This window comes from Pantoea sp. PGP6, assembly GCF_053474785.1.
On the sequence record NZ_JBQBMA010000001.1, the window covers coordinates 2,686,527 to 2,712,680 of the forward strand.

31 protein-coding genes are annotated in these 26,154 nt (G+C 56.2%); 18 read left to right on the forward strand and 13 right to left on the reverse strand.

The genetic code is table 11. The features are described 5' to 3' along the window. Position 1 precedes the first annotated feature (1 nt). The 6 genes from ACLIBF_RS13095 to ACLIBF_RS13120 form a co-directional block, all read right to left on the reverse strand. Positions 2-946 (reverse strand): transketolase family protein, encoded by a 945-nt coding sequence (locus ACLIBF_RS13095; protein WP_031374505.1) that lies wholly within the window; start codon positions 944-946, stop codon positions 2-4. Continuing rightward, positions 939-1,769: a transketolase gene (locus ACLIBF_RS13100; protein ID WP_069729182.1), complete on the reverse strand. Its 831-nt coding sequence runs from the start codon at positions 1,767-1,769 to the stop codon at positions 939-941. The genes ACLIBF_RS13095 and ACLIBF_RS13100 overlap by 8 nt, the downstream gene beginning before the upstream one ends. Before the next feature lie 190 nt (positions 1,770-1,959). Next, on the reverse strand, positions 1,960-3,066 hold the full coding sequence (locus ACLIBF_RS13105; protein ID WP_031374503.1) for an ABC transporter permease: 1,107 nt from the start codon (positions 3,064-3,066) through the stop codon (positions 1,960-1,962). Positions 3,067-3,068: 2 nt separating this feature from the next. Further along, positions 3,069-4,583: a sugar ABC transporter ATP-binding protein gene (locus tag ACLIBF_RS13110; protein ID WP_159223636.1), complete on the reverse strand. Its 1,515-nt coding sequence runs from the start codon at positions 4,581-4,583 to the stop codon at positions 3,069-3,071. After that, a complete protein-coding gene (locus ACLIBF_RS13115; protein WP_031374502.1) occupies positions 4,583-5,182 on the reverse strand; it encodes a DUF2291 family protein in 600 nt (199 codons plus the stop codon). The genes ACLIBF_RS13110 and ACLIBF_RS13115 overlap by 1 nt, the downstream gene beginning before the upstream one ends. A gap of 2 nt (positions 5,183-5,184) precedes the next feature. Continuing rightward, entirely contained in the window at positions 5,185-6,126 is a 942-nt protein-coding gene (locus ACLIBF_RS13120; protein WP_069729181.1) for a D-ribose ABC transporter substrate-binding protein, read from the reverse strand. Positions 6,127-6,309: 183 nt separating this feature from the next. Between ACLIBF_RS13120 and ACLIBF_RS13125 the strand changes: the two genes are divergently transcribed. Next, positions 6,310-7,260 carry a sugar-binding transcriptional regulator gene (locus ACLIBF_RS13125; RefSeq protein WP_031374500.1) on the forward strand — a complete coding sequence of 317 codons (951 nt, stop codon included), beginning with the start codon at positions 6,310-6,312 and terminating at the stop codon, positions 7,258-7,260. A 58-nt stretch (positions 7,261-7,318) separates the two neighbouring features. Here ACLIBF_RS13125 and emtA read toward each other — a convergent pair whose 3' ends face one another. After that, positions 7,319-7,948 carry a membrane-bound lytic murein transglycosylase EmtA gene (gene emtA / locus ACLIBF_RS13130; protein ID WP_084227875.1) on the reverse strand — a complete coding sequence of 210 codons (630 nt, stop codon included), beginning with the start codon at positions 7,946-7,948 and terminating at the stop codon, positions 7,319-7,321. A gap of 166 nt (positions 7,949-8,114) precedes the next feature. Between emtA and ldcA the strand changes: the two genes are divergently transcribed. Continuing rightward, positions 8,115-9,038 carry a muramoyltetrapeptide carboxypeptidase gene (gene ldcA, locus ACLIBF_RS13135; RefSeq protein WP_031374498.1) on the forward strand — a complete coding sequence of 308 codons (924 nt, stop codon included), beginning with the start codon at positions 8,115-8,117 and terminating at the stop codon, positions 9,036-9,038. A 22-nt stretch (positions 9,039-9,060) separates the two neighbouring features. Beyond that, positions 9,061-9,723, forward strand: a complete 663-nt coding sequence (locus ACLIBF_RS13140; protein WP_031374497.1) for an MBL fold metallo-hydrolase — start codon at positions 9,061-9,063, stop codon at positions 9,721-9,723. Here ACLIBF_RS13140 and ACLIBF_RS13145 read toward each other — a convergent pair whose 3' ends face one another. From ACLIBF_RS13145 to ACLIBF_RS13155, 3 genes are all read right to left on the reverse strand, one after another. Further along, positions 9,724-10,137 (reverse strand): GNAT family N-acetyltransferase, encoded by a 414-nt coding sequence (locus ACLIBF_RS13145; RefSeq protein WP_031374496.1) that lies wholly within the window; start codon positions 10,135-10,137, stop codon positions 9,724-9,726. Between the two features lie 21 nt (positions 10,138-10,158). Further along, the gene (locus ACLIBF_RS13150) at positions 10,159-10,542 is read right to left on the reverse strand and encodes a hypothetical protein (RefSeq protein ID WP_031374495.1); all 384 of its coding nucleotides are present in this window, start codon (positions 10,540-10,542) and stop codon (positions 10,159-10,161) included. A gap of 194 nt (positions 10,543-10,736) precedes the next feature. Further along, the gene (locus ACLIBF_RS13155) at positions 10,737-10,916 is read right to left on the reverse strand and encodes a hypothetical protein (RefSeq protein WP_031374494.1); all 180 of its coding nucleotides are present in this window, start codon (positions 10,914-10,916) and stop codon (positions 10,737-10,739) included. Between the two features lie 214 nt (positions 10,917-11,130). Here ACLIBF_RS13155 and ACLIBF_RS13160 point away from each other — a divergent pair, with 214 nt between their 5' ends. The 3 genes from ACLIBF_RS13160 to ACLIBF_RS13170 all read left to right on the forward strand — a co-directional run bounded on the left by ACLIBF_RS13160 (position 11,131) and on the right by ACLIBF_RS13170 (position 13,115). After that, complete coding sequence (locus ACLIBF_RS13160; RefSeq protein ID WP_031374493.1) at positions 11,131-11,460, forward strand: hypothetical protein; 330 nt, start codon at positions 11,131-11,133, stop codon at positions 11,458-11,460. A gap of 63 nt (positions 11,461-11,523) precedes the next feature. Further along, entirely contained in the window at positions 11,524-12,075 is a 552-nt protein-coding gene (locus ACLIBF_RS13165) for a hypothetical protein (protein ID WP_031374492.1), read from the forward strand. 29 nt (positions 12,076-12,104) lie between these two features. Next, positions 12,105-13,115, forward strand: a complete 1,011-nt coding sequence (locus ACLIBF_RS13170; RefSeq protein ID WP_279810313.1) for a Ppx/GppA phosphatase family protein — start codon at positions 12,105-12,107, stop codon at positions 13,113-13,115. A gap of 62 nt (positions 13,116-13,177) precedes the next feature. Here the strand turns inward: ACLIBF_RS13170 and ACLIBF_RS13175 are convergent, their stop codons facing one another. Further along, entirely contained in the window at positions 13,178-13,384 is a 207-nt protein-coding gene (locus ACLIBF_RS13175) for a DUF2767 family protein (RefSeq protein WP_031374490.1), read from the reverse strand. A 188-nt stretch (positions 13,385-13,572) separates the two neighbouring features. Between ACLIBF_RS13175 and ACLIBF_RS13180 the strand changes: the two genes are divergently transcribed. The 4 genes from ACLIBF_RS13180 to ACLIBF_RS13195 all read left to right on the forward strand — a co-directional run bounded on the left by ACLIBF_RS13180 (position 13,573) and on the right by ACLIBF_RS13195 (position 15,966). Then, positions 13,573-13,821: a DUF883 family protein gene (locus tag ACLIBF_RS13180; protein ID WP_031374489.1), complete on the forward strand. Its 249-nt coding sequence runs from the start codon at positions 13,573-13,575 to the stop codon at positions 13,819-13,821. 190 nt (positions 13,822-14,011) lie between these two features. Then, entirely contained in the window at positions 14,012-14,182 is a 171-nt protein-coding gene (locus ACLIBF_RS13185; protein WP_031374488.1) for a hypothetical protein, read from the forward strand. Between the two features lie 369 nt (positions 14,183-14,551). Beyond that, complete coding sequence (locus tag ACLIBF_RS13190; protein ID WP_046288380.1) at positions 14,552-15,613, forward strand: glycosyltransferase family 9 protein; 1,062 nt, start codon at positions 14,552-14,554, stop codon at positions 15,611-15,613. Further along, a complete protein-coding gene (locus ACLIBF_RS13195; RefSeq protein ID WP_089561033.1) occupies positions 15,613-15,966 on the forward strand; it encodes a DUF1493 family protein in 354 nt (117 codons plus the stop codon). Before ACLIBF_RS13190 ends, ACLIBF_RS13195 begins: the two co-directional genes overlap by 1 nt. Here ACLIBF_RS13195 and ACLIBF_RS13200 read toward each other — a convergent pair. Then, the gene (locus tag ACLIBF_RS13200; RefSeq protein WP_279810314.1) at positions 15,894-16,970 is read right to left on the reverse strand and encodes a glycosyltransferase family 9 protein; all 1,077 of its coding nucleotides are present in this window, start codon (positions 16,968-16,970) and stop codon (positions 15,894-15,896) included. The two genes, ACLIBF_RS13195 and ACLIBF_RS13200, sit on opposite strands and share 73 nt — an antisense overlap. A 568-nt stretch (positions 16,971-17,538) precedes the next feature. Between ACLIBF_RS13200 and ACLIBF_RS13205 the strand changes: the two genes are divergently transcribed. After that, a complete protein-coding gene (locus tag ACLIBF_RS13205) occupies positions 17,539-17,934 on the forward strand; it encodes a hypothetical protein (RefSeq protein ID WP_448309946.1) in 396 nt (131 codons plus the stop codon). 149 nt (positions 17,935-18,083) lie between these two features. Here ACLIBF_RS13205 and icd read toward each other — a convergent pair whose 3' ends face one another. After that, complete coding sequence (gene icd / locus ACLIBF_RS13210; protein WP_046288384.1) at positions 18,084-19,334, reverse strand: NADP-dependent isocitrate dehydrogenase; 1,251 nt, start codon at positions 19,332-19,334, stop codon at positions 18,084-18,086. Positions 19,335-19,431: 97 nt separating this feature from the next. On the opposite strand from icd, the gene rluE reads away from it, so the two are divergent. The 7 genes from rluE (at position 19,432) to phoQ (ending at position 26,113) form a co-directional block, all read left to right on the forward strand. Next, a complete protein-coding gene (gene rluE / locus ACLIBF_RS13215; RefSeq protein ID WP_448309948.1) occupies positions 19,432-20,103 on the forward strand; it encodes a 23S rRNA pseudouridine(2457) synthase RluE in 672 nt (223 codons plus the stop codon). 45 nt (positions 20,104-20,148) lie between these two features. Beyond that, positions 20,149-20,625 carry an NUDIX domain-containing protein gene (locus tag ACLIBF_RS13220; protein WP_031374486.1) on the forward strand — a complete coding sequence of 159 codons (477 nt, stop codon included), beginning with the start codon at positions 20,149-20,151 and terminating at the stop codon, positions 20,623-20,625. Between the two features lie 39 nt (positions 20,626-20,664). After that, positions 20,665-21,777, forward strand: coding sequence for a tRNA 2-thiouridine(34) synthase MnmA (gene mnmA / locus ACLIBF_RS13225; protein WP_046288385.1), 1,113 nt, complete (start codon positions 20,665-20,667; stop codon positions 21,775-21,777). A 43-nt stretch (positions 21,778-21,820) separates the two neighbouring features. Continuing rightward, a complete protein-coding gene (gene hflD / locus ACLIBF_RS13230) occupies positions 21,821-22,462 on the forward strand; it encodes a high frequency lysogenization protein HflD (RefSeq protein WP_031374485.1) in 642 nt (213 codons plus the stop codon). Positions 22,463-22,506: 44 nt separating this feature from the next. Continuing rightward, positions 22,507-23,877 (forward strand): adenylosuccinate lyase, encoded by a 1,371-nt coding sequence (purB, locus tag ACLIBF_RS13235; RefSeq protein WP_031374484.1) that lies wholly within the window; start codon positions 22,507-22,509, stop codon positions 23,875-23,877. A 104-nt stretch (positions 23,878-23,981) separates the two neighbouring features. Continuing rightward, positions 23,982-24,650, forward strand: a complete 669-nt coding sequence (gene phoP / locus ACLIBF_RS13240) for a two-component system response regulator PhoP (RefSeq protein WP_031374483.1) — start codon at positions 23,982-23,984, stop codon at positions 24,648-24,650. 2 nt (positions 24,651-24,652) lie between these two features. Continuing rightward, positions 24,653-26,113, forward strand: a complete 1,461-nt coding sequence (gene phoQ / locus ACLIBF_RS13245) for a two-component system sensor histidine kinase PhoQ (RefSeq protein ID WP_031374482.1) — start codon at positions 24,653-24,655, stop codon at positions 26,111-26,113. Positions 26,114-26,154 lie beyond the last annotated feature (41 nt).

Below are 26,154 nucleotides of genomic sequence, written 5' to 3' on the forward strand. Positions count from 1 at the left end.
GTTACGCTCCTGCGCAGATACGCGCTGCACTGTTAACCACGCTGCTGGCATCAATGCCATGGTGGGCTCGGGTTGAGGCGCGATCGCCGGCAATGGCATATTCGCCATCCGGAATACCGAGCCGCAGCAGCGGAATCGCACAGCCGCCTTCCGCCAGCACCTCAGCCACCAGGCTGCCGACACCGCCATTGACGTTATGCTCTTCAACGCTGATTACCGCTGGGTAGTGATTTAACAGGTTGCGCAGCTGTTGGGTATCACAGGGTCGAATCGATGGAACCGCGATCACACCGGCTGAAATCCCCTGCTCAGCCAGTTGCTCAGCCGCGTGAACCACCTCGTGAACCGTGGAGCCCATCGCCACCAGCGCAATGTCATGACCTTCGCGTAATACGTCGATCTGCCCCGGCCTGAACTGGTAGCTTTCATCGTGCAATTGCGGCAGATCTTTGCCATCCAGACGGATATAGACCGGCCCGACGTGCGCCAGCGCATAGTCGATAATCTGGCGGCACTCCAACGGACAGGAGGGCGCGTAGATCTCAATATTGCCGAAGCCGCGCATCACCGCGATGTCGTCGATACTGTGATGGGTACTGGCGAGCGGGCCATAGCTGGCACCGGCATTCAGGCCGAACAGTTTGACGTTGGTGTTGTTGTAGCAGACGTCGACTTTCACCTGCTCATTGGCCCGCGACACCAGAAACGGTGCGGCATTGCAGGTGACAGCAATTTTACCGCCCAGCGCCAGGCCTGCCGCAGTGCCGACCAGCGTCTGCTCAGCAATGCCGACGTTGATTAAACGATCGGGGAATGCCTTGATAAACGGCGCGATTTTGGCGGTTGAGGTCGAATCCGCCACCACCGGCACCAGATCCACGCCGCGATTCACCGCGTCAATAAAGGCCGTTACCATTACACTGGCTAAATGTTGTGCATTACTCATCTTTTAACTCCTCCAGCGCCTGCTCAATTTCCGCCCCTTTTGGTACCCGGTGATGCCACTCGGCTTTGCTCTGGATAAAGGAGACGCCAAATCCCTTCTCGGTATGCGCCACAATCACCTGCGGTTTGCCGTTCTGCGGCAGGCTTTCGATGGTTTCAACCACCGCCGCCATGTCATTGCCGTTGCACTCGGTGACTTCCAGTCCAAAAGCACGCCATTTTTCCGGCAGCGGATCGGTGTTCATGATCTCGCGGGTCGCGCCCGCCAGTTGCAGCTTGTTCTTGTCATTGATGATGATCAGGTTGTCGAGACCGTAATGGGCCGCCACCAGCGCCGCCTCCCAGTTACTGCCTTCCGCCAGCTCACCGTCGCCGGTGACTACAAAAATGCGGCGCGTGCTGCGGTCTTTCTTCGCCGCAATGGCAATCCCGACCGCCACCGGCAGCCCGTGTCCCAGTGCGCCGGTATTCAGTTCAACTCCAGGGGTTTTTTGCCGTACCGGATGCCCGGGCAGATGGGAATCCGCATGCTGATAGGTGGCGAGCCAGTCGGTCGGGAAGTAGCCCGCCTCCGCCAGCACGCAGTAGTAACCGCCGACCGCGTGCCCTTTTGACTGGATGTAGATGTCACGCTGCGGGTCATCGGTGCGATCCGGCGCGCAGTTGAGAATGCGAAAATAGAGCGCCGTGAGGATCTCTACCTGCGACAGATCGGCTCCGGTATGTCCCCCCGCCGGACTGCCCGCGTTAAGCTGGATAATACGACGACGGATCGCTCGTGCTCTGCGCTTCAGATCGTCTACCGGAAGAGTGAAAGGATTCATACGCTACCTCTGAATTTTAAATCGTTTATGAATAAATATTCACAAGGGTTAAAAAAAATGGCGTGCAAAGCGGCCGGCAAAACAGGCCTGCTTTATGGCTGCTGGCTGTTGTGGCGGCGGATGGACACGGAATATCGGATTCACCTGCGGGTTATCCGCTGATCGCCGGCTCAGTAAGCAGACAGAACGATTAAGGTTTGAGTGGCGCGCCCTCCTCTATCAGTGCTTTTTGCGCGACCACGGCCGCTTTTTGCTGCATCCGGCTTTGGGTCTGATCGATGATCACCGCAATGATGATCACGATGCCTTTAATCACCATCTGCCAGAACTCACTGACGCCCATCATGATCAATCCGTCCGCCAGGAAGCCAATCACAAACGCCCCAATCAGCGTGCCGACAATGGTGCCGCGCCCGCCCGCCAGCGAAGTGCCGCCCAGCACCACCGCGGCAATGGCGTTCATCTCGAATGCAGTACCGTTGGCCGGGTGGCTGGCGACCAGCTGCGATGAGACCACAATGCCGGCAATCGCCGCGCAGAAGCCGGAAAGCGTATAGACCAGTATTTTGACCTGACGGGTTTTCACCCCCGATAGCTCGGCGGCGCGTTCGTTATCACCGATGGCGTAAACCTGGCGTCCAAACGGCAGGCGGCGCGCGACATAAGCAATCACCAGCGCCAGCAGCACCATCATCCAGATGGCGTAGGGCAAGCCAAGAAAATGACCGGCACCAATCTGATCGAAACCGGTGTTGCCGAGCAGCGGATTACCCTGCAGGCCGGGAAAAGTTTCTCCGCCCGAGGTCAGCATTGCCGCGCCGCGCAGGATATACATGGTGCCGAGGGTGCAGATAAACGGCGCAACGTTATAGCGGGTGATAATCCAGCCGTTGCCAGCACCGATCAGCGCGCCGACCAGCAGAACAAACGGCACAATCAGCCAGACGCTGGGGAAGATCGCAATGCCGAACATCGGTAACACAATGCCTTTGGTGATCAGCCAGCCGGCGATCATGCCGCACAGCCCCAGCGTGGCACCAATCGACAGGTCAATGCCGGCGGTGATAATGACGAAGGTGATGCCGAGCGCCAGAAAAGCGTTGATGGCAATGTGTTTCACCATAATCACCAGGCTGCCGACCGCCAGAAAATCCGGCACGGTAATAGCAAAGAACCCGACGATCAGAATCAGCGCAATAAAGGTGCGCAGCTTCAGTAACAGCAGCAAAAAATTTTCACGCGAGTTAAACGCTTTAGCGGGAAGTGTGGCCAGCGCCACGCTGTTATTGCTTTTCATGCTCAGAACCCCTGCGCACTTGCTTTTACCAGCGCTGCCTCTTCCGCCTGCTCACGCGGAAGATCAGCCGTAAGTTTGCCGCCCGACATCACCAGGATGCGGTCGGCTACCGCCATGATCTCTTTCAGATCGGAAGTGGAAAACAGCACCGCAATACCCTGCTGCGACAGCGCCACCATCATGCGAAACACTTCCGCTTTTGCCCCGACATCAATGCCGCGACTCGGTTCATCCAGCAGCAGCAGGCGCGGATTGGTCAGCAACGCGCGGCCAATCACCACCTTTTGCTGGTTGCCTCCACTCAGGGCGCTGATTGCCACCTCCGGCGAGGAGATCTTAATCGCCAGATTGCCCACCGTCTGACTCACCGCCTGCTGCTCCTGCTGATGAGCAATGGCAAAACGGTGCGACAGCCGCCGCCACAGGCTGGCGATGGTGAGGTTACTCGCCACCGAGGAAACCGGAAAAATCCCTGACCGCTTACGGTCTTCCGGCACCAGACTCATGCCCATCCGGATGCGATCCGCAGTCGGCAGGCGGGTTGGCAGCGGTTTGCTGTCGAGCCACAGCTTGCCCAGGTAGTTGCGCTGGCTGCCCAGCAGGCACTCAAACAGCTCGGTACGGCCGGCCCCCATCAGGCCATAGATGCCGACAATTTCACCGGCCCGCACCTGGAAGCTGACATCATCGACCAGCGTATTGCCGTTCGGGCTGACGCAGGTGATGTGTTGCGCTTCCAGCATCGGGGCCCCGAACTGGCGTGATTCCGGCAGAAAAGTGGTGACCGGCTCGCTGCCCAGCATTTCCCGCACAATCCACGGCACGTCGATGCTGCTGACCGGCGCTTCGGCCTGGAAACGGCCATCGCGCAGGATGGTGATGACATCGCCAATCGCCATCAGCTCCTCCAGCCGGTGCGAGATGTAGATGATTGAGACCCCTTGCTGCGTCAGATCGCGAATCACCCGGAACAGGATCTCCACTTCGGTTTTGCTCAGCGCCGAAGTCGGTTCATCGAGGATCAGAATGTCCGCATCTTCGGCCAGCGCTTTGGCGATCTCTACCAGCTGCTGCTGACCGACTTTCAGGTTACCGACCCGTTCATTGGGCGAAATCGGCTGGTCGAGACGCGCCATCAGTGCCGCGGTGCGACGTGCCTGCTCCGCCTCATTAATCGGCGCTAAGCCACGCTGCAGTTCGCGTCCCAGAAACAGATTTTCCGCCACCGTCAGGTTCTCAAACAGATTGAGTTCCTGATGCACCATACCGATGCCGTGCCGTGCGGCGTCGCGGGTGCTGCTGAGCGTCAGCGGCGCGCCGTTGAGAAACAGCGCACCGGCGGTGGGTTGCTGCACGCCGGCAAGAATTTTCATCAGGGTCGATTTACCGGCACCGTTTTCACCAATGATGACGTTAACTTTGCCACGCCATACCCGGTAGTCGACGCGATCCAGCGCCAGCGTGCCGGGAAACAGCATTGAAATCTGCTCAGCCCGCAGAATGATCTCATCGTCCATCAGGGCGTCCCCCGCTTCAGTTCGACTGCCACCACCTCATCAACGCTGCCGTGTCCGATGCTCACCGCCAGCAGCGCCTGTACCGGCTGGTTGACCCAGCTGGCGTCCAGCGTCGGCAGCTGCTTCACCGCATGGCGATTAAGCGCCCGGGTCAGCTGGGCGTACTGCACCTGATTAGTAAACTCTTCAAAACGAAAACCGGCGGCATCGCGGATTGCATTACTGCGCAGCACCGGCCCGACGCTGACTTCAACCGGTTTGCCGTTCAGTATCAGGGTCAGGATACGCTCACGCGGATTGCTGTCATTCAGTGCGCTGACCGTGCCGCTGGCCCGGACAAACACGCTTTCACGGCCGCCCGCCTTCACCGTCTGACTTTTGGTTTGCATATCAGCCCAGCTCAGCGCATGGCTGTTGGCGGTGTCCATCACCCGTGATTGCCAGCTTTCCTCCGCGATTTGCTGCGGCGTCTGAGTCGCATAACCCGGTTTCGCCTGCGGATCTTTCGGCAGAATCGGCTGACCGTTTGCATCCAGATCCACCACGGTACAGGCGCTGAGCAGCGCCATCCCGGTTAATACCGCCAGTATCCGTTTCATGATTATTTCGCCAGGTTGAAGTTTTTCAGTCTGGCGGCGTTGCTGTCGTCAATCAGCACGCAGTCCATCAGCTGCTTCTCCTCTTTCTGCGCTTTGCCATTTTTCAGGTAGTAGTCGGCCTGACTGACCGCCATCTGCGCCTGATCCCAGCCCGGTTGCAGCACCGTGGCTTTGATATTGCCTTTATTGATAATCGAGTCGCGGGTGTAGTCGCTGCCGTCAAAGCCCACCACGATTACCGCGGTTTTGCCGGCGGCTTTCAGCGCGGCTTCAGCTCCCAGCGCCATGGTGTCGTTGCCGGAGATCACCCCGACGATATTGGGGTGCTTCTGCAGAATGGTTTCCATCCGGCTGAAGGCTTCAGTCTGGCTCCAGTTGGCGCTCTGCTGAGCCACCATTTTCATCTCGCTGTAATCATCCAGCACGTCGTGGTAACCCTGCGAACGCACGCCAGCGTTGGTGTCGGACTCTTTGCCGAGCAGTTCAACGTAGTCCCCTTTACCGCCCAGCAATTTGGCAAATTTCTCAGCCCCCAGCTGCGCGCCCTGATAGTTATTCGAGACGATCTGCGCCACCGCAATGCCGGTTTTATTGATCTCCCGGTCGATCAGGAAGGTCGGGATACCGGCATCTTTGGCTTTTTGCACCGGCCCGACCGTGGCATCGGCACCGGCGTTATCCAGAATGATCGCTTTGGCTTTGCGGGCGATCGCCGTTTCAATCAGCTGGTTTTGTTTGTTGACGTCATCATCATGCGAGGCCACCAGCGTGGTGTATCCCAGCTCTTTGGCTTTGGCTAACGCGCCTTCCGCCTCCGCTTTAAAGAAGGGGTTGTCGTGTGACGGGGTGATAATCGCCAGCAGCCCGGTTTCCGCTGCCAGCACCGAGGATGAGAAAGCGATGATTGAAGCCAGCAGGGTCAGTTTGATCAGAGGACGAGTCATTATTTTTCTCCGCTTGAATATATATTCACACGCGATTTTATATGCATAATGACTATGCACCGGCGGCGACACGCCGTCCAATGCGCGATCACTAAAAAGCGAAAACGATCACAAATTAACCTGCGTTGTGATTTTGGCGATCCTGGTTAACAATACCGGGCAGAATCAGAGAGGGAAAAACCGATGGCAAAACAGGATGAACAGCGACTGATGGTTAAGATTGCCACCCTTTACTACGTTGAAGGGCTCAAGCAGTCAGAGATTGCGCAGTCACTGAAGTTATCGCAGTCGTTTGTCTCACGCATTCTTAACCGCAGCGTCAAAGAGGGCGTGGTTAAGATCAGCGTGGTTCCGCCAGCCAATGTTTTTCCTGAACTGGAGAAAGCGATTGAGCAGACCTACGGCCTGCCGCAGGCGATCGTGGTGGATGTGCCGGATCAGGCCTCGACCTTACAGATTAAGCAGGCGATTGGATCGGCGGCGGCGCACTATCTTGAGACTCGCCTGCGGGATGATGAACTGATTGGCATTTCATCGTGGAGCGGCACCATCCGGGCGATGGTCGATGCGCTGCATCCGCTGAACAGCTCCTGCAAAGGGGTGATCCAGCTGCTGGGTGGGGTCGGCGCGAACGGCAATGTGCAGGCGACTATTCTGACGCAAAACCTGGCGGCGTTGCTCAACTGCCCGGCCTGGCTGCTGCCCTCGCAGTCGATTGAACGATCGGTCAGCGATCGCCAGCGGCTGTCGGCCAATGCTGAAGTGGCGGAGGTGTTGGGTAAATTTGATCAGGTCGATCTGGCCATCGTCGGGATTGGCGATCTCGAGCCGTCGGCGCTGCTGCGCAATTCCGGCAACTATTACGATGGCGAGATGCTCCGGACCCTGGCAGCGCGCGGCGCGGTCGGCGATATCTGTCTGCACTATTTCGACGCCAGTGGGCAGCCGGTATTGCAGGCTGAAGAAGATCCAGTCATCGGTATGGAACTGGCGCAGGTGAAGCGGTGTCCGCAGGTGGTGGCGCTGGCGGGTGGAACAGAGAAAGCCCAGGCGATCCGGGGCGCGCTGCGCGGCGGTTATATCAATGTGCTGATTGTCGATTATCCGACGGCGCGGCAGCTGCTGGCCTGCTGACGCGGCTAAGCAGCGTGTCGCCCGGCGGGTCCATCAGTGAACTCCGCCGGACGGATCATCAGATGGTGCGATAAGCGGTGGTCACTTTCCACAGATAGCGCGGTGCCTGAGCCGCCGGATGTTTATTCTGCACATGCTGATAAAACTCGTCCGGCGACATCGCATTAATCATCGCAATCGCCCGATCGCGGTCGCGCGAGAAGGTGCGCAGCAGTGCGCCAGCGCCGTTGGCATAAGAGACGATGGTGGCATAACGCAGCGTCAGCGGATCGCGGATGCCCGACAGGGCGGAGTCCTGCAGGATGCGGATATAGGCGGTGCCGATATCGATATTCTTCGCCGGATCGCGCAGCTCAGCGTTGGAAGGCTGTCCGCGGCGTCCGAGCGTTCGGTAGACTTCGCGACCCGCAGTAGAGGCTTTGATTTGCATCAGCCCGACGGCATTAGAGCGGCTGACCACACCCGGATTCCCACCCGACTCGACACTAATAATGGCGCTGATCAGCTTCTCATCAACACCATAATGACTGGCGGCATCTTCGGTAAACATCGACCAGGCATCATTGACGCTGGAGGGCGGTGCCTGGGTTAACGGCGTATTCCGCTGTTTAACAGCATGATGCGACGGCTCGCTGGCACAGCCGGTCAGGAATAACGCTGACAGGATAAGGTGTCGGAATTTCAGCAATTTTTCATCTCGTTGCAGAAGTGGCGAATGCTATCATACCCAGACAGACTCAGAGCAAAATTACCGTTTATCCTAAATGCAGTAATTCGCTTTCCGTACCGTGACTTCAGCGGCGCTTTTCGTCATCATCGGCCTGAGTCAGGTGCGCTAACAGCAGGAAAGTATGATGATTTCACGTTCAATCCGTCTTATCTCCCCGTCCGGTTACTGTCACAATCAGCCTGCAGCCCTGCTTGGCGTTGAACGGCTGCGCGCGGCGGGCCATCAGGTTGATAACCAGCAGGTGATTACCCGCCGTTTCCAGCGCTTTGCCGGCACTGACGCCGAGCGGCTGGCGGATATCAACCAGCTGGCTACGCTCAGCACCCTGCCCGATGTGGTGCTGGCGGTGCGCGGCGGCTACGGTGCCAGCCGGTTACTGGACGCGATCGATTACGTGGGACTGCAGCGTCGCCTGCTGAATCAGCCACTGGCGCTGAGCGGCCACAGCGATTTCACGGCGATCCAGCTCGCCCTGCTGGCGCAGGTAGGCTTGATCAGTTTCAGCGCGCCGATGCTGGCCGGCAATTTTGGCGCAACGACTTTATCTGAATTTACCCTGCAGCACTTCTGGCAGGCGCTGACATCACCTACAGTCAACGTAGACTGGCAGAGCGAATCGCCGGATCAGGGCGAATGGCAGGGTACGCTGTGGGGCGGTAACCTGGCGATGATCTGTTCGCTGATCGGTACGCCGTGGATGCCACAGGTCGAAAACGGCATTCTGGTGATCGAGGATGTGAATGAGCACCCGTTCCGCATTGAACGGATGCTGATTCAGCTGCAACAGAGCGGTATTCTGGCCCGCCAGCGCGCCATCGTCACCGGCAGCTTTACCAGTACCGGCCTGTCAGAATATGACAACGGATTTGATTTCAGCACCGTCTGGCAACGGCTGCGCGACACCTGCGGCTTGCCGGTGATCAGCGAGTTAGCGTTTGGCCATGCGGCTGACACCGTAACCCTGCCTTTAGGGGCCAGTGCCAGCTTACAGGTCAGTCAGGGGCACGCCCATTTGCAAGCGACCGGGCATCCCGTCCTGCGCGGATAAAAAACGTTTCAGGAGATCGACATTGAAGCCGTTGTATGACGATTTGTGGATCTCAACCCCGGAATTTCCGGTGGAAGATACCGTTAACGACCTGATGATGCATGGGTTTATGCTGCGTCACCCGCGCGGTAATCTGCTGATTGGCCGGGTGGAAAATCCGCTCGATCATGAAGTGATCGCCGATACCGGCGGAGTAATCCGCCACTATCTGACGCACTGGCATGAGTCTGCACCGGGTGCCGCGCTGATTCAGCAACGTTTCAGCAGTGCGCTTTACTGTCACAGCCGCTCGCTGGGTCCGATCAGCCGTTTCGTGGAGCCTGACGATACGTTTTCGCAGCAGGAGACCCATTTCGGCAATTTCCAGCTGCTGCCCACGCCGGGCCATACGCCGGGCAGCAGCAGCTTCCTTTATCATTCGCCACTCGGCCTGACCTATCTGTTTGTCGGCGATACGGTGACGCGGGCGCATGACCGGTGGGTTACCGTGCTGGTGCCGGACAGCAATCCGGCGGAGCTGAGCCAGACGCTGGAGTTTTACCGCACGCTGCGACCCGATGTGGTGCTGATGAGCACCACCCGTGGTCATCTGTCGTGGAAAAAAGTGACGCTGCAAAGCTGGCTGGCTGCGATTGATGAAGCAGAACAGCAGCCGCTGGATTTGCGCCAGCAGCCGCTGTTCTGATCACAAAGCTTTGGTCAGATAATGCCGCTGATGCTGGCGGGGATAGTGGTCAAGGCTGAAACGCAGGGTGAAGCCGAGCTTTTCATAGAAAGGACGAGCCTGAAAACTGGCGGTATCGACCTGAGCGAAACGGCAACCGCGCTGGCGCGCTTCCTGCTCTGCCGCCCTGATTAACCGGCTACCGACGCCCTGCCCGCGCAACGTATCACTCACCCACAGCATGTCGATTCGCAGCCAGTTGCCGGCGGTTGAGCCGGTCAGCCCCGCCTGCTTCCTGCCCTGCTCATCGCAGATAAACACCCCAATCGATTTGATCTCATCAACATTAATAAATTTGCTGTTGAACGCATTCAGCCCCAGACGGACTTCATCCAGATCCTGCGGTGTTACCTTATCGGTGATACTGAGTTGCATAGCGGCTCCTGTGACGAGGGATTAAGAGTTGGGCTGCTGACGATCATCGTAGCGCTCCAGGGTCAACGCATCGACATCACGTTTTTCGCTGCGGCTACAGGGCACCAGCTTATCGCTGTCGCGGTAAACAAAGAAGGTCGCCTGAGTGCGCTGGTTAACGATTAACTGGTCGCCGTTACGAAAGCGGGTTATCGCCACCTTATCGCCAGCCTGTAACTGGGTGCGCTGCTGGCCGGCAGCAATCTGGAAGTGTCGCTGCGGCCACATTAAGGTGGTTAAGCCGTACTCAGCGCGTGAGATGGTCATGGTCGGACGGCCAGGACAGGTAATCTGAAACTCGCTCTCGCTCCAGGCGGGGGCGATATAACAGGCCAGCAGGCCGAGGGTCATCAGTGCTGTCTTCATCTGATCTCTCCGCTGAATGGATGATTTTATTAGCAATTTTTTAGCTTAACACATCACAGGTGAGAGAAAATGTCATGCGGCGGGTAAAATAAGACCAGTGAAAGGTAGAATCGGGCGGAGGAGAATCTGAAAAGTTGAGCGTTTTTAAAGTAATCAGGCCAGCGTCCGGATCGGTTACGCTGGCCTGTCTGCCGTTATGCTGACGAGACCTCTGCAGCCACTAACATCAGGGCCAGTCCCGCATTTTCGCCGTCATATGCCTGCATGGCGGCGCGAATATCCGCTGCACAACTGACCACCTGATGCTTTTTATCGCTCTCAAGTTGCTCAATCGCGTGACGAATAATCATTAGATGTGCTTCTTCTTCGTTCATCATTTATCCCTGGTTTTGCCTAAGTGGTGCGCAAAGAAGCCAAGAATAACGTTAATTAATTAGCAAAGTCACCCTTTTACATTCCTGTTGCTTACCGATTAAACAAATTGCAAATGGGAAGCGGTGTTGAAACTGCTATGATCAAGCTATTAGTGACGCAACAAGATAGAATCAGCGCCACGAGATTCCCAGGGACTGAAGCAGGTAGAGGATCATGTTGCGACTCAGCATTTTCATATTCATCATACTGATGACTGGATGTTCATCTGGCCCGAAAGGCATTGAATGTCCCGGCGAAGTATCGACGATTTATGGCCAATCAATGGGACAAACGCAGGGTGTCATCTTTGACCTGGTGAGTTCGTTCAGCGTCAGCCGCGATGATGTCAGGGTAGACAGCGGGCCGCTGCAGTCGCTTGATCGTTTCAGGTATGTCCCTTCCGCCGTCACGCGCGAAGGTTACTATGCCCAGCGCCTGTCCGATAAACAGTTCCGCCTGATCAATCCGTATCAGAACACCCAGATTACCTGGACATGTCCATAAGGGGTGAAACCTGCTGCCAGATGGTTTATTGTCACGAAACGTCAAGCAGCAGGTCTCTTTCCCATGGAAAAGCGTCTGGATAACAACGGTTACATCGATTTCCCCTTCCCCGCCACCCGCAATGCCGATGGCTCGGTTAATCCGTGTGGTTTCGATCTTACGCTGGAAACCGGCCGGCTGGAGGAGATCGCGGTGCTGGCTCATTCGGTCAATCTGCGTCGGCTGGTGGAAGAGATTAATTTGCAGGATGGACTGTTTATGACGCTGGCCTGCGACTGGCAGCAGCAGACCAATGCGGTATGTGGCTTTGTTGACGTGGCGTTTCGCCCCGATCTGCCGCATCACGGCCATGATGAGGCGCTGGAACTTGAAGCCCGCTTTAATCTCTATCTGGCCGAGCAGGAGAAGCAACATCAGATGCCGCCCGGCACGCTGGTAAATTATGCCCGCTCGGTGCTCGACTGGAGCTGGTCACCGCTGCGTCAGCGGCAGCGCGAATATGAAAAAATCACCATTCAGTTCTATTGCCCGCAGGCTGATGACGCCGAATGGTGTTTCGACCATCTGCGCCATTTCCTGGTGAGCTGGTATCCGGCTTGCGTGGCGTCCCGTTAATCCCGCTTTCCCCTGCTACCGGAGCCGCTATGCGCCCTTTTGCGCTGCCTGTTGTAACGCTGATCTGTTCACTGTTGTTCACTGGCGCGGCCGCGGCCGAGGCGTGTCAGCAAATCCGGGCCGGCCTTGATATCGGCTCCGGCAGCACCAAAATCGCCGTCGCCCGGGTGGATGTCTGTCAGCATCGCATCGAGAAAATGCTGTATCAGGATCAGCGCGCCGTGCCGTACAACGACGCGTTGTCGGCGGCCAGCGATAACCGGCTGAGTCCGGCGATTATCCATCAGGGTGAAGTGGCGCTGCGGCAGCTAGTGAGCAATGCGCAACGTTATCACCCGCAGCGCATCAGCGGCGTGGCAACGGCGGTATTTCGTCGCGCCAGCAATGGTCCGGCGGTGGTGGCCGCGCTGGCCAGCCAGACCCGCACCCAACTGACTGTCATCTCACAGCAGCAGGAAGCAAAGCTCGGTTTTCTCTCGGCGAAAGCGGCGCTTAACGATCCGACACTCCGCGATGATCAGCTGCTGGTGTGGGATATTGGCGGTGGTTCGATGCAGATGACCGCCTGGCGACAGCAGCAGGGCCAGCCGGTCGCCGATATTTATCAGGGTAAGCTCGCCTCGGTGACGCTGAAGAATTTCATCCTGACGGTGCTGAAAAACACCCCGGACGCCGCGTCGCCAAACCCGATTGGTTCGTGGCGGCAATCGGTGCTGCGCTTTGTCGGGTTGTTTGCCCGTAACGATATCAGCCCCGAAATCATGCAGGATGTGGCCAGCCGCCGGGTGATTGGCATTGGTGGCGTGCACGGTTTTTCTATCCGTAATCAGTTAGCAGGCAAACCTCAGCATTACAGTCTGGCCACCTTAAGCGCGCTGGCGAAACAGCAGGTCTGGAAAGGCGACAGCGAACTGACCGGCGATTATCGGGCAACCGACGTCAGTAATCTGTTGCTGGTTGAAGGCTACATGCGGGCGCTGAAGATAGACGAGGTAACCATAGTCAATGCCAGTCTGATTCAGGGTGTGCTGTTGCAGTAGCGGAGTGGCAAGGTAAACCGGCCTCAGTGCCGGTTTTACGCTTCCGGTCTGGCGCAGAAAGCTCAGGGTTTGATCAAACGGATAGCGTGTTCCAGCATCTTTTGCTCGTCCCGTTCGCTGTGGGCGCGGTGCTGGCGGGTGCGTTTCAGCACGTCATAGATATCATCGCGTTTGGTTTCATGGCCACACTCCACCAGCATAATGACCGCGTCGCCTATCACCCGGCACACTTCGTCATAGTCGTCTTCTTTGAGTACATCACGTTTCATCGCCTCTCCTCCCATTACGCTTAACATCGACCCGGTTTTACAAAGGCTAGACAGGAAACGCTTTGCCTGCAAACAGAACGCCATTCACAGCCAGAAACGATTTTTACCGCTTCATTTACCGCTTAACGGCGCAGAGTTCGCCATCTTTGCTACGCTTGGAGAGTCTCACTAAAACCAAGGAGCACTAAATGTCAGGAAAAATCGAAGATAAAGTTAAAGAAGCCGCTGGCGCAGTTCAGGAACAATTTGGCGCAGCAACCGGTTCATCTGAGCATCAGGCGAAAGGCGCGGCCCGTCGTTATACCAACCAGGCCAGTTATGCCGCGCGTGATGCAGCGGATTGCATCAAGGATCAGGTTCAGTCTAATCCTTTTGCCGGTCTGGCTGTTGCCGCAGGCGTGGGCGTATTCATCGGCTTCCTGCTGGGCCGCAAGTAATTCGGCAGAATACGTGACAGAACGGAAGCCGCTGGCTTCCGTTTTTTTTTGGCTGTCGCGTCCCGCCCGGTGCTGAGAAATCTCTGAAAAATCAGATCCCTTCAGGCTGAATGTTATTTTTCAACCAGGCTTAGTCAGGTACGTGCTTACAGATTCTTTTTACTTTTCTGAATAAATAAAAGGTGGTCACATGAAAGCATTCCCTGCCCTGTTGCTGGTTGCAGCAACCCTGACGTCACTGGCAGGCTGTTCACACCAGAGCAGCGCGATTAAAGAAGATGGCCGTCCTCATGCGCCAAGCGGTCAGTCTTCACCAGGCGGTACGCTGGGTTCAGGCCCGGTCGGTCAGCCTCAGTCATAACACGCTCCCCCGGCACCGTTGCCGGGGGCTGTTTCATCTGTCCGGCAGATAGTTAAGCGGGCAGTCATATAAATAGCATGCAGACTAATAATTACCCGACTATTAATCACTGATAAAATAAAAAAACATCCTCTCACTTATATTAATTTGCAGAATCATCCTAATCCATTCCTGAATATTTCCCTTACGCCAACGCCCTATTGTAAAGATTATACTCATATACAGTAAAAAGACTGTTTATAAGTTCAACGCTTGCTCTACGGCCACCTGAAATAAGCCATGAGAATGAACTTTCCCCGTTACCTTATTATCTAATTCTTCATACTGCTTTCTGTTCAATAAAATTAATACGTTTAAGAGAATCCAGACGTGAAGAAAAAAAAGATTTATCTGATAGATCGGTTGTTAACGCTTTATTCCCGATTCTCCAGCCGGAAAAAACCCCACAGCCTGCAGGGTCTGACACCAGAGACGGTGGTTATCTACTCCACCACCGCGCTGGGAGACTTCCTGATGAATACGCCGGCAATCTGGAGCCTGAAAAACCGTTTTCCCACCAGTAAATTTATTCTGGTCTCCAGTAAGAAAAATAAAGATTTAGTCACCCGCTATCACTGGTTTGACGATATCTATATCTGGGATAATAAACTGCTGAATTTTTTACCCTTGCTATTCAAGCTGCGACGTAAAAAACCCGACCTGTCCGTGATATTACACGCCCATTTTCCGTACGATATTTTGAGTTCGGTTATCACCGGCAGCCAGACAATAATTCGCGATCACTATGGCAGCGAATCCACGCTATTAAATAAACACCTTGACCATTACTCGGGTTATTTCGACGATCACACCATTAAGCGCAAATTAAAATTAGTAGAATCGCTGGGTGCCGAAACCCACCAGACGGAGATGCATTTGCCGGGGCTGGACAGCCCGGCCGCTGCACCCTGTGCCCATCGGCGGATTGGGTTTCAGCTGGGCGCGTCGAAAGATATCCGGCGCTGGCCGCTGGCGCATTTTAGCCAGCTGGCCACGGACTTGCTGGAGAGCTGGCCTGACTGTGAAATCATTGTCACCGGCACCGCAGCAGAGCAGCCGCTTGAGCAGCAATTTATCGACAGCCTGCCGCTGCAATACCGTAAAAACGTCACGCCAATGGCGGGTAAAACCAATCTCAGCGGACTGATTACGCTGATCCGCAGCCTGGATTTGCTGGTCACCGGTGATACCGGCCCGCTGCACATCGCTGTCGCGGCACAGGTTCCCACCGTCAGCCTGTTCTCCACCGCCAACCCGCGTTATACCGGTCCGTGTCAGGACAGCGATCGCCATATCGTTATCCATCGTCCGGAACGCCACGCCTCACAACATCCGATGGCCTCAATCAAGGCTGAGGAAGTCCATCAGGCCGTGACCCAGCTGGTGGGATAATGGAGACGTCCCGCAAGCCCTGTTCGCCACAAGCAGTGATCGATTTGATTGAGTACCATAATCAGCCAACGGTGTTTGGCCGGTTCAGGAAAATTGATCGTCACGACTTCTACCTGCAGCAGTTGCCGCTGAGTGAGGTGGAATTCGCGATACTGATGAGTGATTTTTTTATTACCTTTGACGTCTGTTCAAAACGCTACGATGAGACCCGCTATTTTCCGGCGTCACCTTCCGCGCTGTTGGTGCTGGCCGGGCGGTTGGGGTTCAGTGCAGGCTTACCCTACCGTCCACTGACGGTAGCATTACTGTGTGAGGCGGCCAGCCTGGGCCGCTGGCCTGAGGGGAATGACTGAATAACGGTGTTCGCAAACGCGTCGTATACCTCGCGGCTGCTGAGCGAGGTCACGTCACGCGATGCCGGTTGCAGTACCTGATGCTTCACCTGCCACGGATGCCAGCAGGCCGGATCGCTGTCGCCAAACATCGCCACAACCGGCAGACCAAGCGCCGCCCCGATATGCATCGCCCCGCCATCACTGGTGACCAGTCCCTGACACAACGACATCGCCGCAATCAATTGCGGCAGGCTGGTGGTCGCCACCGCTTTCAGCGCCAGCTGCGGGCACAGCGCCATAATCTCGTGGGCCTTCTCGTCATCGCCAGGATGGCGCGGATTATCGCGACGACCAGGCGACCACAACAGCATGATCTGGCATGAATGCCGGGCGGCGAGGGTTTCGGCCAGTTCAGCAAAGCGCTCAGCTGGCCACTGCTGGCTCGGCTTACGGGCGCTGATTTGTAATGCATAGACCGGCTGAGAGGAGTCGATGGCGTAGCTTTTTCGCAGGTCGGCGGCAATCTCTGCATCCGGCATCAGCGTCAGCTTGCCCGGCGCAGCGGCGGCAAGGTTGAAAGGACGGGCCAGACTGTACAGGATCTCAGCGATATGAGCCTGCGCGGATGCCTGCGGCGCTAACAAGTGGGTGATCAGCGGATGTGGCTCTTCTCCCAGCGCAATCACCTGCCCCGGACGCACCATTTTCACCCACTTCAGGCCATGCTGATCCCAGCGGCTTTTCGCCAGAATCACCGTATCGTATCGGTTCTTTTTCAGCGTCAGCATCAGTTGCAGACGCTGCAGCAGGCAGGCGATTCTGCCCTGTCCCGCCTCGCGATGATGCGACTTGGTATAGTAAAACAGTTGCCGGATATCAGGATTGTGCTGCAGTACCGGTGCCGCATAATTGTTGGTTAACACATCAACCTGATGCTCACATGACTGATGCAGCGCGCTGATCAGCGGCGTAGTCAGTAAGGTATCGCCAATATTATCCCGGCAAATAATCAAAACCCGCATCTCTGACATCCTTTGCGCAGCGGCTATGCCGTCTGGCTGGCTAAAAATAAGGCTCGCCACTGGCGTCCGCAAAGGGATAACCGTGACGGCATAAGTCAGCAATTAGTCAGCGCAGATCGGGGTTGGTTCAATAGCGGGAATAGCGGAAAGGGTAAAGCAGGCAACAAATAAAACAGGCCGCCCTGCTGGCAGCCTGAGAACATGCCCCACCCGGCGCTTATCTCCGGCACTCGCAATGGCTTAGCTCTTGAAGGGGCGTAAGAATCATCTCATTGTGCGGAGTTACCGGCTTAACAATAATTGCGGTTGTTACTATTAATCTGCGAAGTAAAAATGCACCCCCCACAACACACTCCGTTTCTGGCGGCGGGTTACTTTTCAACGTCACGAGCGGGCAGAACAGCGAACGTCGGGGTGACCGCAACGACGATATCGTTCTGGTCTGCCGATAATTCGATTGTTCTGCCTGGGTGATCGGCGCTTTACTGGCTCTGATTGATGGCCGATTGGGTCAGGGCTGGTCACAATCGACGCTACGCAACCCCAGCGCCAGACAGAAGGAAATCCTGTGCCCTACCAGCGCTTTATGTATCTCACCACCATACTGGCGGTGGTATTGAGTTATCTGACCCTGCCCGCGGTGATTAAGGGAATAAAGGTCAATCCGCAGATTGCCTGGCTGATCGCGCATCCCGACATCACTTTTGATCGGTTCAGCGAGTGTAAGCAGCACGTTTCTGATGCCAATGGGTGTTACAACGCTTACAGCGCCGCGGTTCAGCTTGCTGAGGCGCATGACTGTTCAGAAGATGGTCTTAAACGCAGGCTCAGATTCAAACGGCTGACCGAACATGCTGCGGATAGCGTGCTTGAAAGTGAATTAAACAAGGCTTGCCCGGGACGGGTTGAAGCCAGCCGAATTGCCACTGATCAGCTCACAGTAACGCCGTCAGCGGCCAGGTGAGACGGTTAGCGCGGCTGTTGCCAGGTTTTAGTATGACCTTAGTTTTTCCAGCCTGACGCCGGATGCGCTCTGGCTGGCGAGCCAGTTTTTCCATAAAAAAACGGGAACGTTTCCGCTCCCGTTTTTAATCCACGTCATCCCGTCAGGGATTACATATTTTCGATGATCGCGTCACCAAACTCTGAACATTTCAGCAGTTTAGCGCCATCCATCAGGCGTTCGAAATCGTAAGTCACGGTCTTGTTAGCGATAGCGCCTTCAACACCTTTAACAATCAGGTCTGCCGCTTCGAACCATTCCATGTGACGCAGCATCATTTCTGCTGACAGGATCACTGAACCTGGGTTCACTTTATCCTGACCGGCATACTTAGGTGCAGTACCGTGCGTGGCTTCGAACAGCGCGCACTCATCACCAATGTTAGCGCCTGGTGCAATACCGATACCGCCAACCTGCGCCGCCAGGGCGTCGGAGATGTAGTCACCGTTCAGGTTCATACAGGCGATAACGTCATATTCAGCCGGACGCAGCAGGATTTGCTGCAGGAACGCATCGGCAATCACATCTTTAACGATGATCTCTTTACCGGTGTTCGGGTTTTTGAACTTCATCCACGGGCCGCCGTCGATCAGTTCGCCGCCGAACTCTTCTTTCACTAACTGGTAACCCCAGTCTTTGAACGAGCCTTCGGTGAACTTCATGATGTTGCCTTTGTGGACCAGAGTCAGGGAATCACGATCGTTGGTGATGGTGTATTCCACTGCCGCGCGTACCAGACGCTTGGTACCCTCTTCCGAGCACGGCTTAACGCCGATACCACACTGCTCAGGGAAGCGAATTTTCTTCACGCCCATCTCTTCGCGCAGGAACTTGATCACTTTGTCCGCTTCGGCAGAACCCGCTTTCCACTCGATACCGGCATAGATATCTTCGGAGTTTTCACGGAAGATCACCATGTCGGTCTCTTCAGGACGTTTAACCGGGCTTGGCGTGCCTTTGTAGTAACGTACCGGACGCAGGCAGACGTAGAGGTCCAGCTCCTGACGCAGGGCAACGTTCAGTGAACGAATACCGCCGCCGACCGGGGTGGTCAGTGGGCCTTTGATGGCAACGCGATATTCTTTAATTAAGTCGAGGGTTTCCTGTGGCAGCCAGACGTCCTGGCCGTAAAGTTCCACGGATTTCTCACCGGTGTAAATCTCCATCCAGGAGATTTTGCGCTCGCCGTTGTAGGCTTTCTTCACCGCAGCGTCGACCACTTTCAGCATCACTGGTGAAACATCAACGCCGATACCGTCACCCTCAATGTAAGGAATGACCGGATTATTCGGGACAACCAGTTTGCCCTGGTTCAGGGTGATTTTTTGACCTTCCGCCGGAACAACTACTTTGCTTTCCATTAACCTCTCCTAGGCGATTTTGTTAATGATTTGTAAGATGCGGGTCAATACTACTTGAATATTTCCGTCACGCCAATCACCGCAATTTCGCGTTATAATGCGCCCATTGTTTCTGACTGCAAAGCCCATGCGAAAAACATCTCAACGAATTCACCAGGATAAACGATTCAGCCGCCCGACGCGTGATGCGCGACGGGCCCCTGAGCGTAGTGCCGCGCCGCGCCGCGTGGTGCTGTTTAACAAACCCTTCGATGTTTTGCCACAGTTCACCGATGAAGCGGGCCGTCGTACCCTGAAAGATTTCATCAGCGTGGCCGGGGTCTATGCCGCGGGCCGTCTCGATCGCGACAGCGAAGGGTTGATGGTACTGACCAACGAGGGTGCCTTACAGGCCGCGCTAACCCAGCCCGGCAAACGCACCGGCAAGATCTACTATGTTCAGGTCGAAGGCGAGCCGCAGGAGAGCGACCTGCAACCGTTGCGGGATGGGGTTAGTCTGAAAGATGGCCCAACCCTGCCGGCGCAGGTCGAGAAAGTCGTCGAACCGGCGTGGCTCTGGCCGCGCCAGCCGCCGATTCGCGAGCGTAAAAATATCCCGACCCAGTGGCTTAAAGTGACGCTGTATGAGGGCCGCAACCGCCAGCTGCGCCGGATGACGGCCCATATTGGTTTTCCAACTCTGCGGCTGATCCGTTATGCGATGGGCGGCTATACGCTCGATAATCTGGCACCCGGCGCATGGCGCGATGCTGACGACAGTCCAGCCTGACAGGGCGATTTTTTATAACGTCAGGTTAACAATTCCGGAGGAACGATGTTTAAACCTCATGTCACGGTCGCCTGTTTAGTGCAGGCGGAAGGTGAACTGCTGGTGGTAGAAGAGACCATTAAGGGACAGCCTACCTGGAATCAGCCAGCCGGACACCTTGAAGCGGACGAAACGCTGCAGCAAGCCGCGCAACGTGAATTATATGAAGAGACCGGTATCGCGGCAGAAATGGCCTATTTCATCACCGTTCATCAGTGGATAGCGCCTGATAATACGCCTTTTGTGCGTTTTCTGTTTGGCCTCGATCTGGCCAAAAAGCAGCCAACCCAGCCGCAGGATAGCGATATCGATTGCTGCTGGTGGTTGCCGCCAGCGCAGATTCTCACCGCGTCTAACCTGCGTTCACCGTTGGTGGCGGAAAGCGTACGGCTGTGGCAACAGGGCGCGCGCTATCCGTTACATCTGGTCAGCGCGTTCCGCTGGCCGTTTCATGAGGGTGCGCGCCCGTCTTCTGCATGGTAGAATGCGCCGCCTGTTTTTTTATCGTTATGCGAGCGTGTCATGTCTGACAACAGCCAGAAAAAAGTGATCGTCGGTATGTCCGGCGGCGTCGATTCTTCCGTTTCCGCCTGGTTACTGCAACAGCAGGGCTACCAGGTCGAAGGCCTGTTCATGAAGAACTGGGAGGAGGACGATGGCGAGGAATATTGTACTGCCGCGGACGATCTGGCGGATGCGCAAGCGGTGTGCGACAAACTGGGTATTAAGCTGCACAAGGTCAACTTTGCCGCTGAATACTGGGATAACGTCTTTGAGCACTTCCTCGAAGAGTATAAAGCGGGTCGTACGCCGAACCCCGATATCCTGTGCAATAAAGAGATCAAATTCAAAGCGTTCCTCGAGTTCGCGGCTGAAGATCTCGGCGCGGATTTCATTGCCACCGGCCACTATGTTCGTCGTCAGGACGTAGAGGGTCAGAGCCAGCTGCTGCGCGGCCTGGATGGCAACAAAGATCAGAGTTACTTCCTGTATACCCTGAGCCACCAGCAGATTGCTCAGAGTCTGTTCCCGGTCGGCGAGCTGGAAAAGCCCGAGGTGCGCCGCATCGCTGAACAGCTGGATTTAATTACCGCCAAAAAGAAAGACTCTACCGGCATCTGCTTTATCGGTGAGCGCAAATTCCGTGACTTCCTGGCGCGTTATCTGCCGGCTCAGCCCGGTGAGATTGAGACCGTGGACGGTCAGATCGTCGGCGAACATCAGGGTCTGATGTACCATACGCTGGGCCAGCGCAAAGGTCTGGGTATCGGCGGCCTGAAAGAGAGCAAAGATGATCCCTGGTATGTGGTCGACAAAGATGTGGCGCGCAATCGCCTGATTGTCGCACAGGGTGGCGATCATCCGCGTCTGATGTCGGTCGGCCTGATCGCGCAGCAGCTGCACTGGGTCGATCGTCAGCCAATCGCGGCTCCGCTGCGCTGTACGGTTAAAACCCGCTATCGCCAGACCGACATCCCGTGTGAGATCATCCCGCATGGCGAAGACCGGATTGAAGTCCGTTTTGATGAACCTGTCGCGGCGGTCACGCCCGGACAATCTGCGGTGTTCTATCTTGGCGAGGTCTGCCTGGGTGGCGGCATTATCGAAGAGCGTCTGCCGTTAGTCGCAAAATAAGCCGCCTTAACCCGGCGTTCATGACGCGTAAACAGGAGTAACCGTGGCTAAGAACTATCAGGAAATCACACTGGCGCTGGCAGGCATCTGTCAGTCGGCCCATCTGGTGCAGCAGCTGGCACAGCAGGGTCACTGTCAGCCCGAGGCGTTTACCGTGACGCTGCGCAGCGTGCTGGATCTCAATCCCAGCTCGACGCTGGCGGTGTTTGGCAACAATGAAGCCAACCTGCGCCTCGGCCTCGAAACCCTGATGGCGGTGCTCAACAGCAGCAGTCGTCAGGGCGCGGGCGCTGAACTGACGCGTTATACCCTTAGCATGATGGTGCTGGAACGTAAGCTCAGCGCCAATAAATCAGCGATGGCGACGCTGGCCCAGCGTATCAGCCAGCTCGACCGTCAGCTGGCGCACTACGAACTGGAATCCGATACCATTCTGAGCGCTATGGCCGGCATCTACGTTGACGTTATCAGCCCGTTAGGTCCGCGTATCCAGGTGACCGGTTCACCCGCCGTGCTGCAGAACCCGCAGTTGCAGAGTAAAGTCCGGGCCACGCTGTTAGCCGGCATTCGTGCCGCCGTTTTGTGGCAGCAGGTCGGCGGTGGCCGTCTGCAACTGATGTTTTCGCGCCAGCGTTTGCTGCGTGAAGCAAAGACCCTCTTATCCCGGCTGCCACTGACTTACTAAGTCGGTGCGGCAAAATACTGTTAAATGATTCAGGAGTTGCACTGATGGAATTATCCTCTCTGACCGCCGTCTCACCTGTCGATGGTCGTTACGGCGATAAAGTCAGCCCGCTGCGTGCGATTTTTAGCGAATTTGGTTTGCTGAAATTCCGCGTTGAGGTTGAAGTTCGCTGGTTACAAAAACTGGCCGCGACCGCAGAGATCAAGGAAGTTCCTGCATTTGATGCCGACGCAAACGCTTTCCTTGACGCGATTGTCAGCAACTTTTCGGAAGACGATGCGGCGCGCATCAAGACCATTGAGCGCACCACCAATCACGACGTTAAAGCGGTCGAATATTTCCTGAAAGAGAAAGTGGCGGACGTCCCTGCCCTGCATGCGGTATCTGAGTTCATTCACTTCGCCTGCACCTCCGAAGATATCAACAACCTCTCTCATGCGCTGATGCTGGAAACCGCGCGCCGCGAGGTGATCCTGCCTTACTGGCAGCAGCTGATCGCCGCTGTAAAAGGCCTGGCGTCAGAATACCGTGATATTCCGCTGCTCTCCCGCACGCATGGCCAGCCCGCCACGCCGTCCACCATGGGCAAAGAGATGGCCAATGTCGCCTATCGTCTGGAGCGCCAGCTGCGTCAGCTGAGCCAGATTGAGGTGCTGGGCAAAATCAACGGTGCGGTCGGTAACTATAACGCCCACATCGCCGCGTATCCGGAAGTTGACTGGCATCAGCTGAGCGAGCGTTTTGTCACTTCGCTGGGGATCAGCTGGAACCCCTACACCACCCAGATTGAGCCGCATGACTACATCGCAGAGATGTTCGACTGCATCGCCCGCTTCAACACCATCCTGATCGATTTCGATCGTGATATCTGGGGCTACGTGGCGCTGAATCATTTCAAACAGAAAACCATCGCTGGCGAAATCGGCTCCTCAACCATGCCGCACAAAGTGAACCCGATCGATTTCGAAAATTCCGAAGGCAATCTGGGTCTGGCAAACGCGGTGATGCAGCATCTGGCCAGCAAGTTGCCGGTCTCCCGCTGGCAGCGCGACCTGACCGACTCCACCGTACTGCGTAACCTCGGCGTCGGTATTGGCTATGCGCTGATCGCCTATCAGGCAACGCTGAAAGGTATTTCAAAACTGGAAGTGAACCGCGATCGTCTGCTCGATGAACTGGATCACAACTGGGAAGTGCTGGCCGAACCGATCCAGACGGTGATGCGCCGTTATGGCATTGAAAAGCCGTACGAGAAGCTGAAAGAGCTGACGCGCGGCAAACGGGTTGATGCGGCGGGCATGCAGGCCTTTATCGACAGCCTGGCGCTGCCGGAAGAGGAAAAAGTGCGTCTGAAGCAGATGACGCCAGCCAACTATATCGGCCGTGCTATCCAGATGGTTGACGATCTGAAATAATCCCCTCCGCAGACCGGTTCAGGCCGGTCTGCGTTAACATCTTGTTTAGTTCATTTCGCGTATACTTTCTGCAATTTGACTCATTCAGATAGTAAGGAATTCCTATGCGTGTTCTGGTAGTGGAAGACAATGCTCTGCTGCGCCATCATCTCGCCGTGCAGTTACGTGATATGGGCCATCAGGTTGATGCCGCCGAAGACGCCAAAGAAGCCGACTATTTTCTTCGCGAGCACCTGCCGGACATCGCGCTGGTCGATTTAGGCCTGCCGGATGAAGATGGCATGTCACTGATCCGCCGCTGGCGCAGTGATGCCGTGCGTCAGCCGATTCTGGTGCTGACCGCCCGTGAAGGCTGGCAGGCAAAAGTGGAAGCGCTGGAAGCCGGTGCGGATGATTACGTCACCAAGCCGTTTCATATTGAAGAGGTGGCGGCTCGGCTGCAGGCGCTGATGCGGCGCAATAGCGGCCACGCATCGCAGATCATCGATATGTCGCCGTTTCAGGTTGATTTGTCCCGTCGCGAACTGACGGTGAATGAGCAGCCGGTGAAGCTGACCGCCTTTGAATATACCATCGTCGAAACCCTGATTCGCAACGCCGGTAAAGTGGTGAGCAAGGATTCGCTGATGCTGCAACTCTATCCCGACGCAGAACTGCGTGAAAGCCACACCATCGACGTGCTGATGGGGCGTCTGCGCAAAAAGATTCTGGCGTTGCATCCCGCCGACGTCATCGCCACCGTGCGTGGCCAGGGTTACCGCTTTGATCTCTGACCATGTCCTGGTTTAGTCGTTATCGCCCGATTTCGCTGCGCGCCCGTTTTCTGCTGGCCTCCGCAGCGATTGTCCTGTTCCTCTCCCTCTCCTATGGCATGGTCGCGGTTATTGGCTATGTGGTGAGCTTCGATAAAAACACCTATCGGGTGATGCGGGGCGAAAGCAACCTGTTCTTTACGCTGGCGCAGTGGCATGACAATCAGCTCACCATTGCCCAGCCGGAACGGATGACGCTTAACTTCCCGACGCTGGTGTTCATTTACGACGAGCACGGCAAGCTGCTGTGGCAGCAACGCGACGTGCCGGAGATCCGCAAGAAAATCCACCGTGACTGGCTGATCAAACCGGATTTCTACGAGATTGATACCAGCAACGGCACCAGCCTGGCGGCGATGGGGGATAACCTCAGCGCGAAACGGCGACTGCATGCCTGGGATACCGACAGTGACGATACCTTCACCCACTCCGTTGCGGTTAACCGCTATGACGCTACCACCAATCTGCCAGCGCTGACCATTGTGGTGGTCGACTCGATCCCGCAGGAGTTACAGCATTCGGATGTGGTGTGGTCATGGTTCAGCTATGTGCTGGCGGCTAACCTGATCCTGATCGTGCCGCTGCTGTGGCTGGCGGCGCACTGGAGCCTGCGTCCGATTGGCGCACTGACTCAGCAGGTGCGGGAACTGGAGACCAGCCAGCGTGAAAAACTGGATGATAATCCGCCGCAGGAATTGCGCAGCCTGGTGCGCAACCTCAACCTGCTGCTGACGAACGAACGGCAGCGCTATACCCGTTATCGCACCACTCTGTCGGACCTGACGCACAGCCTGAAAACCCCGCTGGCGGTACTGCAAAGCACCCTGCGGTCGCTACGCAGCGGCAAAGAGTTGACGGTAGAAGAGGCTGAACCGGTGATGCTGGAGCAGATCAGCCGCATCTCGCAACAGGTCGGTTATTACCTGCATCGCGCCAGTATGCAGGCCGATCACAATCCGCTGCAGCGCGACCTGCATTCGGTCTCCGGTCTGCTCGACAGCCTGTGTTCGGCGCTGAACAAGGTTTATCAGCGTAAAGGGGTGGCAATCACCCTCGATATCTCACCGGAACTCACTTTCGTCGGCGACCAGAACGATTTTATGGAAGTGATGGGTAACGTGCTGGATAACGCCTGTAAATATTGCCTCGAGTTTATTGAAGTCAGCGCTTATCAGAGCGAAAAAGCGCTGCATCTCTACATAGACGACGACGGTCCCGGTATTCCGGAGAGCAAACGCGATCTGGTGTTTGTCCGCGGTCAGCGCGCCGACACCCTGCGCCCCGGTCAGGGACTGGGGCTGGCGGTGGTGCTGGATATACTTGAGCAATATGCGGGTAAGGTTATCGCTTCAGGCAGCGCACTGGGTGGCACCCGGATGGAAGTAGTCTTTCAGCGCCAGGAAGTCGAACATCGCCGCGAGTAGAAAACCGTCCGGGCTGTTATACTTGCTGGCATTTACAGCCC

What these genes read in the sequence shown, in the direction of transcription:
- mnmA (WP_046288385.1), top strand. Translation starts at nt 20,665, where the DNA reads ATGTCTGACAACAGCCAGAAAAAAGTGATCGTCGGTATGTCCGGCGGC.
- ACLIBF_RS13105 (WP_031374503.1), bottom strand. Translation starts at nt 3,066, where the DNA reads ATGAAAAGCAATAACAGCGTGGCGCTGGCCACACTTCCCGCTAAAGCG.
- phoQ (WP_031374482.1), top strand. Translation starts at nt 24,653, where the DNA reads ATGTCCTGGTTTAGTCGTTATCGCCCGATTTCGCTGCGCGCCCGTTTT.
- ACLIBF_RS13155 (WP_031374494.1), bottom strand. Translation starts at nt 10,916, where the DNA reads ATGAACGAAGAAGAAGCACATCTAATGATTATTCGTCACGCGATTGAG.
- ACLIBF_RS13125 (WP_031374500.1), top strand. Translation starts at nt 6,310, where the DNA reads ATGGCAAAACAGGATGAACAGCGACTGATGGTTAAGATTGCCACCCTT.
- ACLIBF_RS13195 (WP_089561033.1), top strand. Translation starts at nt 15,613, where the DNA reads ATGGAGACGTCCCGCAAGCCCTGTTCGCCACAAGCAGTGATCGATTTG.
- ACLIBF_RS13100 (WP_069729182.1), bottom strand. Translation starts at nt 1,769, where the DNA reads ATGAATCCTTTCACTCTTCCGGTAGACGATCTGAAGCGCAGAGCACGA.
- ACLIBF_RS13120 (WP_069729181.1), bottom strand. Translation starts at nt 6,126, where the DNA reads ATGACTCGTCCTCTGATCAAACTGACCCTGCTGGCTTCAATCATCGCT.
- purB (WP_031374484.1), top strand. Translation starts at nt 22,507, where the DNA reads ATGGAATTATCCTCTCTGACCGCCGTCTCACCTGTCGATGGTCGTTAC.
- ACLIBF_RS13115 (WP_031374502.1), bottom strand. Translation starts at nt 5,182, where the DNA reads ATGAAACGGATACTGGCGGTATTAACCGGGATGGCGCTGCTCAGCGCC.
- ACLIBF_RS13145 (WP_031374496.1), bottom strand. Translation starts at nt 10,137, where the DNA reads ATGCAACTCAGTATCACCGATAAGGTAACACCGCAGGATCTGGATGAA.
- ACLIBF_RS13095 (WP_031374505.1), bottom strand. Translation starts at nt 946, where the DNA reads ATGAGTAATGCACAACATTTAGCCAGTGTAATGGTAACGGCCTTTATT.
- rluE (WP_448309948.1), top strand. Translation starts at nt 19,432, where the DNA reads ATGCGCCCATTGTTTCTGACTGCAAAGCCCATGCGAAAAACATCTCAA.
- icd (WP_046288384.1), bottom strand. Translation starts at nt 19,334, where the DNA reads ATGGAAAGCAAAGTAGTTGTTCCGGCGGAAGGTCAAAAAATCACCCTG.
- ACLIBF_RS13165 (WP_031374492.1), top strand. Translation starts at nt 11,524, where the DNA reads ATGGAAAAGCGTCTGGATAACAACGGTTACATCGATTTCCCCTTCCCC.
- ACLIBF_RS13220 (WP_031374486.1), top strand. Translation starts at nt 20,149, where the DNA reads ATGTTTAAACCTCATGTCACGGTCGCCTGTTTAGTGCAGGCGGAAGGT.
- ACLIBF_RS13170 (WP_279810313.1), top strand. Translation starts at nt 12,105, where the DNA reads ATGCGCCCTTTTGCGCTGCCTGTTGTAACGCTGATCTGTTCACTGTTG.
- ACLIBF_RS13180 (WP_031374489.1), top strand. Translation starts at nt 13,573, where the DNA reads ATGTCAGGAAAAATCGAAGATAAAGTTAAAGAAGCCGCTGGCGCAGTT.
- ACLIBF_RS13200 (WP_279810314.1), bottom strand. Translation starts at nt 16,970, where the DNA reads ATGCGGGTTTTGATTATTTGCCGGGATAATATTGGCGATACCTTACTG.
- ldcA (WP_031374498.1), top strand. Translation starts at nt 8,115, where the DNA reads ATGATTTCACGTTCAATCCGTCTTATCTCCCCGTCCGGTTACTGTCAC.
- ACLIBF_RS13150 (WP_031374495.1), bottom strand. Translation starts at nt 10,542, where the DNA reads ATGAAGACAGCACTGATGACCCTCGGCCTGCTGGCCTGTTATATCGCC.
- ACLIBF_RS13160 (WP_031374493.1), top strand. Translation starts at nt 11,131, where the DNA reads ATGTTGCGACTCAGCATTTTCATATTCATCATACTGATGACTGGATGT.
- ACLIBF_RS13175 (WP_031374490.1), bottom strand. Translation starts at nt 13,384, where the DNA reads ATGAAACGTGATGTACTCAAAGAAGACGACTATGACGAAGTGTGCCGG.
- phoP (WP_031374483.1), top strand. Translation starts at nt 23,982, where the DNA reads ATGCGTGTTCTGGTAGTGGAAGACAATGCTCTGCTGCGCCATCATCTC.
- ACLIBF_RS13110 (WP_159223636.1), bottom strand. Translation starts at nt 4,583, where the DNA reads ATGGACGATGAGATCATTCTGCGGGCTGAGCAGATTTCAATGCTGTTT.
- ACLIBF_RS13185 (WP_031374488.1), top strand. Translation starts at nt 14,012, where the DNA reads ATGAAAGCATTCCCTGCCCTGTTGCTGGTTGCAGCAACCCTGACGTCA.